Source organism: Streptomyces silaceus (genome assembly GCF_001419745.1).
GTDB classification, from domain to species: Bacteria; Actinomycetota; Actinomycetes; order Streptomycetales; family Streptomycetaceae; genus Streptomyces; species Streptomyces silaceus.
The window spans coordinates 1-14,895 of record NZ_LIRJ01000364.1; the positions used below are offsets into that span (position 1 = coordinate 1).

General features: G+C 72.4%; 9 protein-coding genes and 1 tRNA gene. 9 read left to right on the top strand and 1 reads right to left on the bottom strand.

Annotated features, from left to right (window positions below; genetic code table 11):
• The first annotated feature begins 306 nt into the window (after positions 1-306).
• From topA to AOK22_RS29480, 6 genes are all read left to right on the top strand, one after another.
• On the top strand, positions 307-3,138 hold the full coding sequence (gene topA / locus AOK22_RS29455) for a type I DNA topoisomerase (RefSeq protein ID WP_055701767.1): 2,832 nt from the start codon (positions 307-309) through the stop codon (positions 3,136-3,138).
• Between the two features lie 121 nt (positions 3,139-3,259).
• Complete coding sequence (gene tmk, locus AOK22_RS29460; protein ID WP_055701768.1) at positions 3,260-6,451, top strand: dTMP kinase; 3,192 nt, start codon at positions 3,260-3,262, stop codon at positions 6,449-6,451.
• 294 nt (positions 6,452-6,745) lie between these two features.
• Positions 6,746-7,951 (top strand): DNA polymerase III subunit delta', encoded by a 1,206-nt coding sequence (locus tag AOK22_RS29465; protein WP_055701769.1) that lies wholly within the window; start codon positions 6,746-6,748, stop codon positions 7,949-7,951.
• A gap of 169 nt (positions 7,952-8,120) precedes the next feature.
• Complete coding sequence (locus tag AOK22_RS29470; RefSeq protein WP_055701770.1) at positions 8,121-9,779, top strand: alpha/beta hydrolase; 1,659 nt, start codon at positions 8,121-8,123, stop codon at positions 9,777-9,779.
• Between the two features lie 118 nt (positions 9,780-9,897).
• Positions 9,898-9,974 (top strand) — tRNA-Thr (locus tag AOK22_RS29475).
• A gap of 198 nt (positions 9,975-10,172) precedes the next feature.
• On the top strand, positions 10,173-10,484 hold the full coding sequence (locus AOK22_RS29480) for a hypothetical protein (protein WP_141753900.1): 312 nt from the start codon (positions 10,173-10,175) through the stop codon (positions 10,482-10,484).
• 120 nt (positions 10,485-10,604) lie between these two features.
• On the opposite strand, the gene AOK22_RS29485 is transcribed toward AOK22_RS29480, so the two are convergent.
• Entirely contained in the window at positions 10,605-12,485 is a 1,881-nt protein-coding gene (locus AOK22_RS29485) for a serine/threonine-protein kinase (RefSeq protein ID WP_055701773.1), read from the bottom strand.
• A gap of 238 nt (positions 12,486-12,723) precedes the next feature.
• On the opposite strand from AOK22_RS29485, the gene AOK22_RS29490 reads away from it, so the two are divergent.
• The 3 genes from AOK22_RS29490 to AOK22_RS40245 all read left to right on the top strand — a co-directional run.
• Complete coding sequence (locus tag AOK22_RS29490; protein ID WP_055701772.1) at positions 12,724-13,317, top strand: TetR/AcrR family transcriptional regulator; 594 nt, start codon at positions 12,724-12,726, stop codon at positions 13,315-13,317.
• A gap of 128 nt (positions 13,318-13,445) precedes the next feature.
• The gene (locus AOK22_RS29495) at positions 13,446-14,315 is read left to right on the top strand and encodes a response regulator (RefSeq protein ID WP_244165124.1); all 870 of its coding nucleotides are present in this window, start codon (positions 13,446-13,448) and stop codon (positions 14,313-14,315) included.
• 110 nt (positions 14,316-14,425) lie between these two features.
• Positions 14,426-14,895 (top strand): RNA polymerase sigma factor (locus tag AOK22_RS40245; protein WP_279617097.1); only part of this gene is annotated, 470 nt, incomplete at its 3' end.

A 14,895-nucleotide genomic window follows, 5' to 3' on the forward strand; every position in this document is an offset into this window, starting at 1 on the left:
CCGCGGACCGTCCCCCTCCGCCCCCGCGAACCCTCCCGCTCCAGTGATCACGCAGGTGTCACCGGGCCACGGGCCCGGCCGGGCGCCGAAACGGCAGGTCGCCACTCCGGGCGGCAGGAATGGCGGTAGTCGGGTTACCGTTCGAGTGGCCGTTGCGGGCTTTTCCCGTTTGACACGGGGGCGGGATGTACCGTCACACTCCGCAGCGACAGCGCAACGCAAGCCATGCGAGCACTGTCACCGCACTGCCCACGAGCATTGCCACCGCGCACTGCCACCGAGCGTCGACCGGAGAGAAGAGCGAAGTTGTCCCCGACCAGCGAGACCGCACAGGGCGGCCGCCGACTCGTCATCGTCGAGTCGCCTGCCAAGGCGAAGACGATCAAGAGCTACCTCGGCCCCGGCTACGTAGTCGAGGCCAGCGTCGGGCACATCCGTGACCTCCCCAACGGCGCCGCGGAGGTGCCCGAGAAGTACACCGGCGAGGTGCGCCGCCTCGGCGTCGACGTCGAGCACGACTTCCAGCCGATCTACGTCGTCAACTCCGACAAGAAGGCGCAGGTCAAGAAGCTCAAGGACCTCCTGAAGGAGTCCGACGAACTCTTCCTCGCCACCGATGAGGACCGCGAGGGCGAAGCCATCGCGTGGCACCTCCTGGAGGTCCTGAAGCCCAAGGTCCCCGTCCACCGGATGGTCTTCCACGAGATCACCAAGGACGCGATCCGCAGCGCCGTCGCCAACCCGCGCGAGCTCAACAAGCGCATGGTCGACGCCCAGGAGACCCGCCGCATCCTCGACCGTCTGTACGGCTACGAGGTCTCGCCGGTCCTGTGGAAGAAGGTCATGCCGCGCCTGTCGGCCGGCCGTGTCCAGTCCGTGGCCACCCGCCTCGTCGTCGAGCGGGAGCGCGAGCGCATCGCCTTCCGCTCCGCCGAGTACTGGGACCTGACCGGCACCTTCGGCACCGGCCGCGCCGGTGACGCCTCCGACCCCTCGCAGCTGGTCGCCCGCCTCACCACGGTCGACGGCAAGCGCATCGCGCAGGGCCGCGACTTCAGCTCGCTCGGACAGCTCAAGTCCGACACCCTCCACCTGGACGAGGCGAACGCCCGCGCGCTGGCCGCCGCCCTCCAGGACACGCGGTTCTCCGTACGGTCCGTCGAGTCGAAGCCGTACCGCCGCTCGCCGTACGCGCCCTTCCGTACGACGACGATGCAGCAGGAGGCGAGCCGCAAGCTCGGCTTCGGCGCCAAGGCGACCATGCAGGTGGCCCAGAAGCTGTACGAGAACGGCTTCATCACCTATATGCGTACGGACTCCACGACCCTGTCCGACACGGCGGTCGCGGCCGCCCGTGCCCAGGTCACGCAGCTCTACGGCAGCGACTACCTGCCGGACAAGCCGCGCACGTACGCCGGGAAGGTCAAGAACGCGCAGGAGGCGCACGAGGCGATCCGCCCCTCGGGTGATCGTTTCCGCACGCCCGCCGAGACCGGCCTGACCGGCGACCAGTTCCGGCTCTACGAGCTGATCTGGAAGCGGACCGTCGCCTCCCAGATGAAGGACGCGACGGGCAACTCCGTCACGGTCAAGATCGGTGGCCGCGCCTCCGACGGCCGCGACGCCGAGTTCAGCGCGTCCGGCAAGACCATCACCTTCCACGGCTTCCTCAAGGCGTACGTCGAGGGCGCCGACGACCCGAACGCCGAGCTGGACGACCGCGAGCGCAGGCTCCCGCAGGTCAGCGAGGGCGACGCGCTCACCGCCGACGAGATGTCCGTCGACGGCCACGCCACCAAGCCGCCGGCCCGCTACACCGAGGCCTCGCTGGTCAAGGAGCTGGAAGAGCGCGAGATCGGCCGCCCGTCGACGTACGCGTCGATCATCGGCACGATCCTCGACCGCGGCTACGTCTTCAAGAAGGGGACGGCCCTCGTGCCCTCCTTCCTGTCCTTCGCCGTCGTCAACCTCCTGGAGAAGCACTTCGGGCGGCTCGTCGACTACGACTTCACCGCCAAGATGGAGGACGACCTCGACCGCATCGCGCGCGGTGAGGCGCAGGCCGTGCCGTGGCTGAAGCGCTTCTACTTCGGTGAGGGCGAGGGCGCCGGCGGCGCCGCCGACGCGGGCAACGGCGACGGCGACCACCTCGGCGGCCTCAAGGAACTCGTCACCGACCTGGGCGCCATCGACGCCCGCGAGGTGTCGTCCTTCCCCGTCGGCAACGACATCGTGCTGCGCGTCGGCCGCTACGGCCCCTACATCGAGCGCGGCGAGCGCGACTCCGAGAACCACCAGCGCGCGGACGTCCCCGACGACCTGGCGCCGGACGAGCTCACCGTCGAGTACGCGGAGGAGCTGCTCGCCAAGCCCAGCGGCGACTTCGCGCTCGGCACCGACCCGGAGTCGGGCCGCGAGATCATCGCCAAGGACGGCCGCTACGGCCCGTACGTCACCGAGGTGCTCCCCGAGGGCACCCCGAAGACCGGCAAGAACGCGGTGAAGCCGCGCACGGCCTCGCTCTTCAAGTCGATGTCCCTGGACACGGTGACCCTCGCGGACGCGCTGAAGCTGATGTCGCTGCCGCGTGTGGTGGGCACCGACGCCGAGGGCGTCGAGATCACCGCGCAGAACGGCCGCTACGGCCCGTACCTGAAGAAGGGCACGGACTCGCGCTCCATCGAGACCGAGGACCAGCTCTTCACCATCACGCTGGAAGAGGCCCTGGAGATCTACTCCAAGCCGAAGCAGCGCGGGCGCGCGGCCGCGAAGCCGCCGCTGAAGGAGCTCGGCGAGGACCCGGTCAGCGGAAAGCCGGTCGTCGTCAAGGACGGTCGCTTCGGTGCGTACGTCACCGACGGCGAGACCAACGCGACGCTGCGGGCGGCCGACTCCGTCGAGGACATCACTCCGGAGCGGGGCTATGAGCTCCTCGCGGAGAAGCGGGCGAAGGGGCCGGCGAAGAAGACGGCCAAGAAGGCGGCGAAGAAGGCGCCCGCGAAGAAGGCCGCCGCCAAGAAGACGGCTGCCAAGAAGACGACGGCCGCGAAGAAGACGACCGCCAAGAAGACGACCGCGAAGAAGACCGCCACCAAGAAGACGGCCGCTTCGAGCAAGGCTGCCTCTACGGAGGAGTGACCCGAGCGACGACCTTCCCGTGCCGGGTGCCTTCTCGCAGGTGCCCGGCACCGGTGGTGGTGCGCGGTCGTATGTTCGGGTGGCTCCACGGGGACGTCGTCCGTCCAGATAGGCTGGACGGATGACGCGTGCCGAGCAGCCAACGGCCGGAATCCCGGCCCCCGACGACGCCCTGGTCGCAGATTCCCGAGAGCGTGCCGTCCGCGCCTTGCTGCGCGTACCGCAGCTGAAGCGGCTGTGGAGCGCCCAGCTCGTCGGCAGTGTCGGCGACGCCCTCGCCCTGCTCGTCCTGGTGATCCTCGCGCTCCAGTCGGCCATCGCCGAAGGGGCCTTCGGGAGCGGCTACCGGGGTGCGGCGTTCGCCGTGACCGCGGTCTTCGGAGCGCGCGTTCTCGCGACGCTCCTCTTCGGAGCGGTGCTGCTCGGCCCGCTCACCTCGCTCACCTCGCCGGACGGGCCGCTCGACCGCCGCTGGACCATGGTCGGCGCCGACGGCGTGCGCGTCGCGCTGCTGGTCGTCGCGCCCCTGTGGATCGACTGGACCCCGGACAACGCCCTCGCGGTGGTCCTGGTGACGTCCTTCGTCGTCGGTGTCGCCGAGCGGTTCTGGACGGTCGCCCGCGAGAGCGCGGCACCCGCGCTGCTGCCCGCGCCGCCCCTGGAGGGCGCCACGGTGCGGCCGCTGCCGGACCACATGGACGCGCTGCGGCGCCTGTCCCTGCGTACGGGATTCCTGGCGCTGCCCATCGCGGCCGCCGCGCTCGTCGGCATCACGCTCATCGGCAACCTCCTGGGCGCCGGACTCGACTGGTTCGCGCTGCACCAGGCGGGGCTCGCGTCGTTCGTCGCGGCCGGGCTCTTCGCCGCGTCGCTGTCGATCGTCTACTTCCTCGAACTTCCGGGTACGCAGACGCCCCGCGCGCGCAGCCCGCTGGAGGGTCTGCGCCGGCCGCGTACCGGCACCGGCACCGACAAGGGCCGCACCGGCGCGATCCCGCTCCTCGTGACGGCCTGCGCCGCGGTCGCCGCGGCCATCGCCGCCGCCGTCGCCGTGGCCGTCCTGCACGGCAAGGACCTGGGCGGCGGTCCCGTCACGTACGGCCTGATGGTCCTCGCCCTGACCGGCGGCACCGCCGCGGGGATCCGCACCGCGCCCGCCCTGCTGCCCTCGCTCTCGCGCCGCAGGCTGCTCGCGCTGGCCATCGCCCTCACCGGCATCTCGCTGCTCGCCGCGGGCCTCGTGCCCGACCTGACGACCGTGCTGCTGCTCCTGGCCCTCGCCGGGGCCTGCGCGGGCGTCGCCGCGAACATCGGGCACGCGCTGCTCGACCAGGAGGTCGAGGACTACCGCAGGGCCCGTACGACCGAGCACCTCCAGGCCGTCGTACGCCTGTGCGTCGCGCTCGGCGCGCTGATCGCCCCGGTGGTCGCCGCCGCGATCGGGCCGCACCGCATGGTCAACGGCAAGTTCGTCTTCGACCACGGAGGCGCCGCCTTCACGCTGATGCTGGTCGGCGCGCTGCTGCTGCCGGTGGCCGCACTGGTCCTGGCCAAGGCCGACGACCGCCAGGGCGTACCGCTGCGGCACGACCTGCGCGACGCGCTGCGCGGCGGCGACGACCCGGTGCAGGCACCCTGCGCCACCGGCTTCTTCATCGCCCTGGAGGGCGGCGACGGCGCCGGCAAGTCGACGCAGGCCGAGGCGCTCGCCGAGTGGATCCGCGCCAAGGGCCACGAGGTCGTCGTCACGCGCGAGCCGGGGGCCACGCCCGTCGGCAAGCGGCTGCGGTCGATCCTCCTGGACGTCTCGTCCGCCGGTCTGTCGCACCGGGCGGAGGCCCTGCTGTACGCCGCCGACCGCGCCGAACACGTCGACACGGTCGTACGTCCCGCCCTGGAGCGCGGCGCCATCGTCATCTCCGACCGCTACATCGACTCGTCCGTCGCCTACCAGGGCGCCGGGCGGGACCTCTCGCCGACCGAGGTCGCCCGCATCAACCGCTGGGCGACCGGCGGTCTCGTGCCGAACCTGACGTGCCTGCTCGACGTGTCGCCCGAGGCCGCGCGCGAGCGGTTCACCGAGGCGCCCGACCGTCTCGAGTCGGAGCCCGCCGAGTTCCACGCGCGCGTGCGCTCCGGTTTCCTCACGCTCGCCGCCGCCGACCCGGGGCGCTACCTGATCGTCGACGCCTCCCAGGAGCCGGAGGCCGTCACGACGGTGATCCGGCACCGGCTCGACCTGGTCCTGCCGCTCTCCGAGGCCGAGGTGAAGGCGCAGGAGGAGGCCCGGAAGGCCGCCGAGGAGGAGGCCCGGCGCAAGGCCGAGGAAGAGGCCGCGCGCAAGGCCGAGGAGGAGCGTCTGGAGCGCGAGCGCCAGGAGCAGCTCGCCAAGCTCCGTGCCGAGGAGGAGGAGCGCAAGCGCCGCGAGCTGGAGGAGGCGCAGCGACGCGAGGCCGAGCGGCAGGCCGAGGAGGCCAGGAAGCGTGCCGAGGAGGCGCGGCGCCGGGCCGAGGAGGAGAAGGCCAGGCTGCTCGCCGAGGAGAAGGTGCGCGCCGAGGAGGAGGCGCGCCGCCGCCGTGAGGCGGAGGAAGAGGCGCGGCTGCGGGCCGAGGCGGAGGAGCGCCGGCTGGAGAAGCAGCGCAAGGCGGAGGAGGCCCTGCTGCGGGCCGAGGAGGCACGGCGGCTGGCCGCGGCGTCCGCCGCGGCGGCGGCTGCGGTGGCGCATCCGACTCCGAAGTCGGCTCCGACGTCTTCGTCCGCATCCTCGTCTGCGTCCGCGTCGGCTCCGGCTTCCAAGCCGTCCGCGCCGTCCAAGCAGGCTGCGCAGTCCACGTCCAAGTCGTCCGCGCGGGACGACCGGGCGTCCGTGCCGGACAACGAGACGACCGTGCCCACACCGGTCGTGAAGCCGCAGGACGGCCCGGCCGGCGCGGCGGACGAGACCGCCGTGCTGCCGTCGGTCCGGCCCGAGGGGCCCAACGCCGAGGACACGGCGGTGCTGCCGCAGCCGCCCGCTCCGGAGGGGGCCGCGGACGAGACGGCCGTGCTGCCGGCCGTCACCGAGGACAAGGTTCCGCCGGGGTACTTCAGGGACGAGCGGCCCGCCGCCGCGTCCTCGCCCGACGGATCGGACGACCGGACCAGGGAGCTGCCCCAGGTCGACGAGCAGGGCGTGCCGCGCAGGCCCCGGTCCGACTGGGCCGAGGAGACGCCGCTGGACGACCTGCCGTCGCTGGCCGACGAACTGCTCGGCTCGCACGAGGACGACGATGACGATGCCGGGCGGGGACGCCGGGGCAGGAAGGGTCGCTGAGCCCTTCGCGGAGGGGGCGTCGGGCCCGGTCGGTCGGGCTGTCGAGGCCCGGTCGGTGGGCTGTCGAGCCCGGTCGATGGGGCGTTCTGTCCCGTCCGGTGGGGCCGTCGAGCCTGGTCGGTGGGGCGTCCGGTCCCGTCCGGTGGGGCGTCCTGTCTCGTCCGGCGGGGCTTCCTGTCCCGTCCGGCGGGGCTTCCTGTCTCGTCCGGCCGGGATTGTCAGAGGCGTCCTCCACAATGGTCAGCACGGCGGCCGGTCCGGCCGGAGCAGAGCGCAGCGTAAGGCGGTGACCCCATGAGCGTGTGGGACGACCTGGTGGGGCAGGAGCGGGTGAGCGAGCAGCTGGGCGCTGCCGCCCGGGACGCCGACGCGCTCGTGACGGCGGCCGCCGCGGACGCCCCGCCGCCCGAGGCGTCCAAGATGACGCACGCGTGGCTGTTCACCGGACCGCCCGGTTCCGGCCGGGCGACCGCTGCGCGGGCCTTCGCCGCCGCCCTCCAGTGCGTCAGCCCCGACCGCGCGCTCGGCGGCGCCCCCGGCTGCGGCTTCTGCGACGGCTGCCACACCAGCCTGGTCGGTACGCACGCGGACGTGGAAGTGGTGCGTACGGACCTGCTGTCCATCGGCGTGAAGGAGACCCGCGACCTCGTGCGGCGGGCCCAGCTCTCGCCCGCGGGCGGCCGCTGGCAGGTCATCGTCCTCGAAGACGCCGACCGCCTCACCGAAGGCGCGGGGAACGTGCTGCTGAAGGCCGTGGAGGAGCCCGCGCCGCGCACCGTGTGGCTGCTCTGCGCGCCCTCCCTGGAGGACGTGCTGCCGACGATCCGTTCGCGCTGCCGCCACCTGACGCTGCGTACGCCTCCGGTGGACGCGGTCGCCGACGTGCTCGTCCGCAGGGACGGCATCGAGCCGGACGTCGCGGCGGCCGCGGCGCGCGCCACGCAGGGGCACATCGACCGTGCCCGGCGCCTGGCCACCGACCCGCGCGCGCGGGAGCGCAGGGCCGCCGTCCTGAAGCTGCCGCTGCGCGTGGAGGAGATCGGCGGCTGCCTGAAGGCCGCGCAGGAGCTGATCGACACGGCGGGCGAGGACGCCAAGCAGGTCGCCGAGGAGGTCGACGCCAAGGAGACCGAGGAGCTGAAGGCGGCACTCGGCGGCGGGCAGGGCGGCCGGATGCCGCGCGGCACGGCGGGCGTGATGAAGGAGCTGGAGGACAAGCAGAAGCGGCGCAGGACGCGCACGCAGCGCGACAGCCTCGACCTCGCGCTCACCGACCTGACCGGGCTCTACCGCGACGTCCTGGCCCTCCAGCTGGGCTCGCAGGTGGCCATCGCCAACACCGAGGTGCAGGACATGCTGCAGCGCCTGGCCCACGGCACCTCGCCCGAGTCGACGCTGCGCCGCATCGAGGCGATCGGCGCCTGCCGCACGGCCCTGGACCGCAATGTCGCACCGCTGCTCGCGGTAGAGGCGATGACGGTGGCGCTGCGGGCGGGGTGAGGCGAGGGCCGGGTGGCCGACCGGGGACCGGCGACCGGCGACCGGAGGTCGACGACCAGTGACGACCAGCGACCGCCAGCCGACGGCCGACGCTCCACGACCGGTTGACACCATCACCCGTATGAGTACAGCGAGTGAACGATCCACCCCGGAGAGTTAGGCTCGCCTGATGGACATCAGCCGTCGCAGCCGCAGCAGCCGTCAGAGCCGTCGCAGCCGGCACAGCCGTCTCCTCACCTTCCGGACCGGCGGCACGCTGCTCGTGGCCGCCGGTCTGCTCATCTCGGGCTGTTCGTCGGGGAGTTCGGCGGCGGGCGCCCAGCTGGTGGCGCTGCCCCGCTCGACACCGCCCGAGCTCGCCCCGTACTACGCGCAGAAGCTGAGCTGGCACGACTGCGGTGTCCCCGGCTTCCAGTGCGCGTCCATGAAGGTCCCGCTCGACTACAAGAAGCCCGGCGGGGGCGACATCAAGCTGGCGGTGGCCCGGAAGCGGGCGACGGGGGAGGAGGGGACGGCGGACGGCAAGGGCGCGGGCAGGCAGGCCGATGCCGGTGCCGCGAAGGGCGGCGGACGCCTCGGCTCCCTCCTGGTCAACCCCGGCGGCCCCGGCGGCTCGGCGATCGGCTACCTCCAGTCGTACGCGGCCCTCGGCTATCCCGCGGAGGTCCGCGCCCGCTACGACATGGTCGCCGTCGACCCGCGCGGCGTGGCCCGCAGCGAGCCGGTGACCTGCCTCGACGGCGCGAAGATGGACGCGTACACGCAGACGGACGTCACCCCCGACGACCGGCGCGAGACCGCGGAGCTCGGCGCGTCGTACAAGAAGTTCGCGGCCGGCTGCCAGAAGAACTCGGCGACGGTGCTGCCGCACGTCTCCACCGTCGAGGCGGCGCGCGACATGGACGTCCTGCGGGCGGCGCTCGGCGACGACAAGCTGTCGTACGTGGGGGCGTCGTACGGCACCTTCCTCGGCGCGACGTACGCGGGGCTCTACCCGGAGCGGGTCGGCCGCCTCGTCCTGGACGGTGCCATGGACCCGGCGCTGCCCGCGCGGCGCATGAACCGCGACCAGACGGCCGGCTTCGAGACGGCGTTCCAGTCCTTCGCGAAGGACTGCGTGGCGCGCGGCGCGGAGTGCCCGCTCGGCTCCGGCAGCCCCGAGGACGCGGGCAAGCGCCTGAAGGCCTTCTTCCGCGGCCTGGACGCCAAGCCGCTGGCGACGGGCGACACCTCCCACCGCAAGCTCGGCGAGGCGCTGGCCACGACGGGCGTGATCGCGGCGATGTACGACGAGGGGGCCTGGGCGCAGCTGCGCGCCGCACTCACCTCGGCGATCAAGCAGAAGGAGGGCGCGGGCCTGCTCGCCCTCTCCGACAGCTACTACGAGCGGGACGGCGACGGCACGTACGGGAACCTCATGTTCGCCAACGCCGCCGTGAACTGCCTGGACCTGCCGCCCGCCTTCACCTCCCCGGAGGGCGTCCGCAAGGCCCTGCCCGACTTCGAGAAGGCCTCGCCGGTCTTCGGCGAGGGCCTGGCCTGGTCCTCGCTGAACTGCGCGTACTGGCCGGTCAAGGCCACGGGTGAGCCGCACCGCATCGAGGCGGAGGGCGCGGCGCCGATCGTGGTGGTCGGCACGACCCGCGACCCCGCCACGCCGTACCGCTGGGCGAAGTCGCTGGCCTCCCAGCTCTCCTCGGGCCGCCTCCTCACCTACGACGGCGACGGCCACACGGCGTACGGCCGCGGCAGCGAGTGCATCGACTCCACGATCAACGCCTACCTCCTGGAGGGCACCGCCCCGGAGGACGGAAAGCGCTGCTCATAGCCGGTACGGGGCGGCCCGGACCCCTCTCCGGGACCGCCCGGAGGGGGGTGTGCGGAGCACCCCGGAAAACTGTGTAGACTTGGCCGCGTTGCTGACCGCACCATGGTGCGGACGGCGCGCCGCCTTAGCTCAGATGGCCAGAGCAACGCACTCGTAATGCGTAGGTCTCGGGTTCGAATCCCGAAGGCGGCTCCACTTGGAACCCCAGGTCAGATTGATTCTGACCTGGGGTTTTCTTGTTCAGTGGACGCCCGGTTCGTGGCAGCGTCGGCAACGACTTACCGCCAGGGTTTACCAGACCTCAAACGTGGGGTTGACGCGGGTGGGCGGGCCTCCGCGTAGGTTCTGGGTGCCGGGTTGACCTCCGGTATCGAGGAACCAAGGGGGAAGACGATGAAGCGAACACTGGCCGGGATCTTCGCCGTTGCGGCTCTTGCCGCATCGGGGGTGGCCGGGACCGCGGGGGCCGCGTCCGCCGCACCCGTCGAGGCGCAGGCCTTCAAGTGCAACCTGGTGTGGAACGACAACTACACCGCCGGCGTGAAGTGCACCGGCGGCGGCACCTTCATGGCCGTCGCCAGGTGCAAGAACGGCAAGCTGGCACAGGGTACGGCCGCCGCCGCGGGGACCACCTCGTACGCCTACTGCAAGTCCTACTACTCGTCCCTCAAGAAGCCGGTTCAGGCGTGGGGCGTCCGTTTGTGACGTCCGGGGAGGAGCCGCAGGGGAATGCCGGTGGGCGGTCTTGCCACGGTGCGAGGCCGCCCCTCGGCATTGGTGCTGCGGTGCTGTGGTGCTGCGGCAGCGAGGTGCGGGGTTCTGCCGCTACGACCTGCCCCAGTGCTGTGAGGCCTTGCCGGTGGCGCAGGTGGTGGTTGATACGCCGCCTCCGTATGCCAGGTCCAGGCAGCCGCCGTTGCTCGTGCTCTTCAGGGTGCCGCCCGAGCCCCAGCGCCACAGGCGGGCCGAGCCCTGTGTGCAGTCGCCGACGAAGACGGCCTGGCCGAGCATGTTGGCCACCAGGCAGGAGCCGGACTGCTTGTTGACGACCTTGAAGCTGTTGTTCTCCGCGCTCACCGTCTTCCAGGAGGCGCTCGGATCGCCGCAGCTGCCGTCGTCCGCCGATCCGTACACCTGGGTCAGGCACGCCTCGTTGTCGGCGTTGCGCAGATGGAAGGCGCCGGAGGACGGGGGCGCGGGGGTGTCGTCGTCCGACGAGCCCGAACCCGAGCCGGAGCCCGAACCCGAGCCCGACGATCCTGAATCCGCGTCGGAGCCGCCGCCCGCGCCCGTGTCGCGCGAGCCGTCGTTGTCCGTCTTGTCCGCGTCTCCCTTGGCCTTTCCTCCTGAGGAGTCACGGGCCCCCGCGTCCCCGCGCTCCCCGTCCTGCTCCGCCGGCTCGTCCTTGCCCTTGGGCTTCTTCTTGTCGGGCTTCTCCGATGCCGGGGTGGCCGAGGCGCCCGTGCCGGGCGGGCGTCCCGGGTCGGCCGGTGCCGTGGCCGAGACGGAGGGCGTCGAGCCCGCCGCATGGTCGGGGCCGGTGACGTACGGGAGGTTCTGGAGGGCGAGCGTCGTGCCGGCGGCGACCACGACGACGGGCACGGCGGCCATCAGGACGCGGGTGCGGCGGCGCTCGTGACGTGGGGGCTTCGGGCGGGGGTCGGGTGTCGTGGGCGGCGACTCCGGACGTTCCGGACGCTCGGCGGGCTCCGGGGGCGTGAGGGCCTCCGGAGGCGTGAGGGCTTCTGGGAGGTCGGTCGACGGTGGCGGGCCCGCCGCGAAGGCGGTGCGCTCCGTCAGGAGTGCCTGGGTGGCGGCCGGCCAGGCGGGCGGCGGTGCCGGTACGTGTCCGGCGGTCAGCTCGCCCAGTTCGGCGGCCGTCGGACGGCCCTCCGGGTCCTTGTCCAGGCAGGAGGCGATGACCTCGGCGAGCCCGGGGTCCCGCTCCCGTATCGGCGTCAGATCCGGCTCGTCGTGCACGATGCGGTAGAGCGGGCTGCCCTCGGCCCCGTCCCCGAACGGCCAGCGGCCGCTCGCCGCGTACGCGACGAGGAGGCCGACCGCGAAGATGTCGGACGCGCTGGTCAACCCCCGCTTGCCCGAGGCCTGTTCGGGGGACATGTACGCGGGCGTGCCCACGACCAGGCCCGTCCGCGTCAGCTGGCTCTGCTCGGCCGCGCGGGCGATCCCGAAGTCGATGAGGGTGGCGCCGCCGAGGGTCAGCATGACGTTCGACGGCTTGAGGTCGCGGTGCACCATGTCCAGGTCGTGGACCGCGCGCAGACCCGCGGCCACCTCCCGCAGGAGCCGCCACAGGGCGTCGGGCGGCAGGGGGCCGCCGTGCTCCTCGACGGCCTCGGACAGGGTGATGCCGGGGACGTACGCCGTGGCGAACCACGGGGGTTCCGCGTCGCGGTCGCTCGCGAGGAGCGGCGCGGTGGCCCCGGCGGGCAGCCGCGCGAGGTTGTCCATCTCCTGGCCGAAGCGGCGCAGGAACCCGCGGTCCTCGGCGACGACGGACGCCAGCATCTGCTTGACGGCGGCGTACCGGCCGTCGACGACGCCGAGGTACACCCGGCCCATGCCGCCGGCGCCGAGCCGGCCCACCAGCGGGATCGTCCCGATCCGCCGCGGGTCCTGCTCGCGCAGCGGCTCGGCGCCGCTGCCCGTGAGGTCGAACCCGTCCGCCGCGCCTGCCCCGTTCACGCTCTCCCCGTCCACCGGCCTCCCCCGAGGCCGGACCTCCCGATCTCCCCGGGACCGGCCCCGTCGGCCTTCCCGAGGCCGGACCTGTGCCGGTACGTGCGATCCCCCTCCGCCCGCACGGACGGATACAGGTCCGGCAACGGGCCAGTCTGGCCCATCCGTTGGGCGGATTGGAAGATCTTTCTAGAAAAGCGTTTCAGTTTGGGGAGGACCGTGTTGCTTTACGCTGTTCGGCACGATGAGCCCCAAGCAACAACGTGGTGCGGAAACCGCCGAGCGCCTGCTGGACGCGGCGCTGCGGGTCTACGCCGAATCCGGCGAGCAGGGCGTCACCGTCAGCGCCCTCACCCGGGTCAGCGGCATCAGCCTCGGCAGCCTCTACCACCACTACGGCAGCGTCGACGGACTCATGAACGCCCTCGTGCTGCGCTGGCTCGACCGGCTGCTCGGCGAGCTCGCGGCGGGCGTGGCGCGCGCCCGCAGTCCCCGAAGCGCCGTCCGCGCCCTGGTCCGCGTCTACCTGGCCTTCATCCAGGAGCATCCGGACGCCGCGCGGCTCGTGCACTCCTCGTACGCCGACCGGTTCGGGATGGCGCGGGCCCGGCAGCTGCGCGACGCCCAGGAGGCCAGGCTGTCGCCGATGGCCGAGTGGGTGCGGCGGCACGTCGAGGAGGGGACCATCGCGCCGCTGCCCGTACCCGTGGTCGAGGCGCTGGTCATGGGGCCGATCATCGCGACCGCGCGCCGCTGGCTGGCCGGCATCGACGACGTCGACCTCGACGAGGTGGCGCGCGTGCTGCCGGAACGGATCTGGCGGTCACTCAGCCCGTGAGTCCGGGCCCTGTCTGTATTTTCCCCCTGCATCGACCCCGGTAAAGGGAATCTCGCCCGGCTCAGGGTGCTTTGCGTCCGGCGGCCCCCATATGCTTTGCGCCCGGACTCGGACTCGGGGCTTTCGTCATGGTCGAAAGTCCCGAAACGCGCACCGGAGTTGAAGGGGCGCACCGTTATCATCAAGCGCATGACAGGCTCGTCGGCAGACTCGCATGCGCTTCGGACAAGGCCGGAACGGCCGGAATGAACGTGGTTCGCGTACTCGTCGTCGACGACCAGCCGGTGATGCGCGCGGGACTGCGCGCCCTGCTGGGCGCGGCCGACGACCTGGTGGTCGTGGGCGAGGCGGCCGACGGCGCCGAGGCGGTGAGCATGGCCCGGGAACTCGCGCCCGACGTGGTGCTTCTCGACCTGCGCATGGCGGGTGTCGGCGGCATCGACGCGACGCTCCAGCTGACCAGGTCCACGCCTTCCGCGCGGGTTCTCGTGCTGACCAACCACGACTCCGAAGAAGCGGTGCTCGGCGCATTCCGCGCCGGTGCGGCGGGACTTCTCCTGAAGACGTCGACGCCACGGGAAATCGTGTCGTCCGTACGTTCCGTCGCGGCCGGCGCGAGTGTTCTCTCGTATGCCGTGATGCAGCGTCTGATATCCCGTCCGGTGTCGCGTGCGCGGATTCCGCGCGTGGCGGAACTGGCCCAGAAAGTCGCGTCGTTCGGCGAGAGCGAAGTGAAGGTGCTCGCGCTGGTGGGCGCGGGAATGAGCAACAAAGAGATATCCGAGGCGCTCCATCTGTCGCTCACCAGCGTCAAGACGTACGTGTCGCGGATCCTGCGCCGCCTCGGCCTCGACAACCGGACGCAGGCGGCGATCCTGGCGTATGAGTTGGGGCTCTCCCCGGAGGATGGGGAGAGGGCGGGGGAGCGGGGCGGCTGCGGAGGGGCGCGTCCGGCTCTCGTGGGGCCCGGCGGTTCCGTGGGTCCCGACGAAAGTTGAGAGCACTTGTCTACTTTTGATGTCACCTGTCCACTTTGGTGAGACATGACGCCCTTCGGTGCACGGAACGCTGAATCGCAGCGCGTTCCGCACAACCGAAGGGTGACGCCGTGCAGGTCGAGGACATCGAAGGCGTCAAGGGCATCGAGAGCGTCGAGGGTGTCGAGGGCGTCGAGAGCACCGAGGGCGCCGAGGGTGTCGCGGACATCGAAGGTGTCGAGGGCATCGACGGGCTCGGCGACGCGGAGTTGTGCGCGCGGGTCCGTGCCGGGGACGCGCGGGCGTTCCGCGTGCTGTGGGAGCGCCATGTGCCGATGGCGCGGCAGTTCGCCCTGCGCTGGACGCACGGGCAGGGCGGCCCCGCCGACGCCGAGGACGCCGTCTCCGAGGCGATGCTCGGCCTGTTACAGGCCCTGCGCGGCGGGCGCGGGCCCGTCGGGAACGTCGCCGGATACCTGCGGGTCTCCGTACGCCGCGCCGCCGCGCGCATCGCCTCGCGGTGCCGGCGCGAACTGCTCGTCGCCGACGTGCCCGACCGGCCGGGCGGGGACGACTGCCGGGCCGGGGCGTACTTCGACGC

Excerpts from the sequence above, each read along its gene's own strand:
- AOK22_RS29490 (WP_055701772.1), top strand. The coding sequence starts at position 12,724 with ATGAGCCCCAAGCAACAACGTGGTGCGGAAACCGCCGAGCGCCTGCTG.
- AOK22_RS29465 (WP_055701769.1), top strand. The coding sequence starts at position 6,746 with ATGAGCGTGTGGGACGACCTGGTGGGGCAGGAGCGGGTGAGCGAGCAG.
- tmk (WP_055701768.1), top strand. The coding sequence starts at position 3,260 with ATGACGCGTGCCGAGCAGCCAACGGCCGGAATCCCGGCCCCCGACGAC.
- AOK22_RS29470 (WP_055701770.1), top strand. The coding sequence starts at position 8,121 with ATGGACATCAGCCGTCGCAGCCGCAGCAGCCGTCAGAGCCGTCGCAGC.
- AOK22_RS29495 (WP_244165124.1), top strand. The coding sequence starts at position 13,446 with ATGGTCGAAAGTCCCGAAACGCGCACCGGAGTTGAAGGGGCGCACCGT.
- AOK22_RS29480 (WP_141753900.1), top strand. The coding sequence starts at position 10,173 with ATGAAGCGAACACTGGCCGGGATCTTCGCCGTTGCGGCTCTTGCCGCA.